The organism is Micromonospora echinofusca, from assembly GCF_017614955.1.
Classification (GTDB): domain Bacteria; phylum Actinomycetota; class Actinomycetes; order Mycobacteriales; family Micromonosporaceae; genus Micromonospora; species Micromonospora echinofusca_A.
In genome coordinates this window covers 1-1886 of the sequence record NZ_WVUH01000605.1, presented here as the reverse complement: position 1 = coordinate 1886, position 1886 = coordinate 1, and the positions used below count along the sequence as shown (strand labels likewise).

The window sequence follows — 1886 nt, the reverse complement described above, 5'->3', positions numbered from 1 at the left end:
GGAGGTGTTGGAGTACCGGGACCAGCGGGTGGCCGAGATGGGGTTGCACCTGGTGGTGGCCAGCGTGCCGGAGGCGCTCGCCAGTGGTCTGGTGCACGAGTCGCCGGACGGGATGCGGAACCGGATCCAGACGCCGGTGTTGTTGGACGCGGTGGAGAAGTACCGGTTCGATGCGTTGTTCGGTGGTGCGCGTCGGGACGAGGAGAAGGCGCGGGCGAAGGAGCGGGTGTTCAGTTTCCGGGACGACTTCGGGCAGTGGGATCCGAAGAATCAGCGTCCGGAGCTGTGGTCGTTGTACAACGGTCGGCATCATCCGGGTGAGTCGATCCGGGTGTTCCCGTTGTCGAACTGGACCGAGTTGGACATCTGGCACTACATCGCGCGGGAGGCGTTGCCGTTGCCGTCGATCTACTACGCGCACGAGCGTGAGGTGGTCGACCGGGACGGGATGTTGTACGCGGTCAACGAGTTCTTCCACGCCCGTTCGGGTGAGGAGCGGTTCAAGGCCCGGGTGCGGTACCGCACCGTGGGTGACGCCTCGTGCACGGCTGCGGTGCGGTCGGATGCGGACACGGTGGAGAAGGTCATCGAGGAGGTGGCGTCGACGCGGGTGACGGAGCGGGGTGCCACCCGGGGTGACGACCGGGTGAGTGAGGCTGCCATGGAGGACCGCAAGCGGGAGGGCTACTTCTGATGACCAGCAGTGTTGTCGAGCCTGTCGAGGCGGTCGAGGCTCGCCCGATGGATCTGCTCCGCTTCGCGACGGCCGGGAGTGTGGACGACGGTAAGTCGACGCTGATCGGCCGGTTGTTGTACGACACGAAGTCGTTGTTCACCGACCAGTTGGAGGCGGTGGAGGCGGTGAGTGCGGCGCGGGGGGACGAGTACACGAACCTGGCGTTGCTCACGGATGGTTTGCGGGCGGAGCGGGAGCAGGGCATCACGATCGATGTGGCGTACCGGTATTTCGCGACGCCGCGGCGGAAGTTCATCATCGCGGACACGCCGGGGCATATTCAGTACACGCGGAACATGGTGACGGGTGCGTCGACGGCTGATCTGGCGTTGATCCTGGTGGACGCGCGTAAGGGGTTGGTGGAGCAGTCGCGGCGGCATGCGTTCCTGTGTTCGTTGTTGCGGGTGCCGCATCTGGTGTTGTGTGTGAACAAGATGGATCTGGTGGACTGGTCGCAGGAGGTGTTCGAGCGGATCGCGGACGAGTTCACGACGTTCGCGGCGAAGTTGGACGCGCCGGATCTGACGGTGGTGCCGATCTCGGCGCTGCGGGGTGACAACATCGTGTCGCGGTCGGAGAACATGCCGTGGTATGAGGGGCCGTCGTTGTTGCACCATCTGGAGCGGGTGCACATCGCGTCGGATCGGAATCTGCAGGATGTGCGGTTTCCGGTGCAGTATGTGATCCGGCCGCAGTCGACGACGGTGACCGACTACCGGGGGTATGCGGGTCAGGTGGCGTCGGGTGTGTTGAAGCCGGGGGATGAGGTGATGGTGCTGCCGTCGGGGTTCACCAGCCGGATCAGTGTGATCGAGACGGCGGATGGTCCGGTGGAGCAGGCGTTCCCGCCGATGTCGGTGACGATCCGCCTGGAGGATGAGATCGATATTTCGCGGGGGGATCTGATCTGTCGTCCGAACAATGCGCCGCAGGTGGCGCAGGACATCGAGGCGATGGTGTGTTGGATGGATGAGACGCGGCCGTTGCAGCCGGGTGGTCGGTATGCGATCAAGCACACGACGCGGTCGGCGCGGGCGGTGGTGCGGGGGTTGCACTACCGGCTGGATGTCAACACGCTGCACCGGGACGAGACGGCGGATCAGTTGCGGTTGAACGAGATCGGTCGGGTGCGGCTACGCACCACGGTTCC

2 protein-coding genes are annotated in these 1886 nt (G+C 65.0%); both read left to right on the top strand.

All coding sequences use genetic code 11. The features are described 5' to 3' along the window. A partial coding sequence (gene cysD / locus GSF22_RS33220; RefSeq protein WP_208817863.1) for a sulfate adenylyltransferase subunit CysD occupies positions 1–694 on the top strand: 694 nt, incomplete at its 5' end. After that, positions 694–1886: sulfate adenylyltransferase subunit 1 (locus GSF22_RS33215; protein ID WP_208817862.1), on the top strand; the 1193-nt coding region annotated here is incomplete at its 3' end. The genes cysD and GSF22_RS33215, both read left to right, overlap by 1 nt.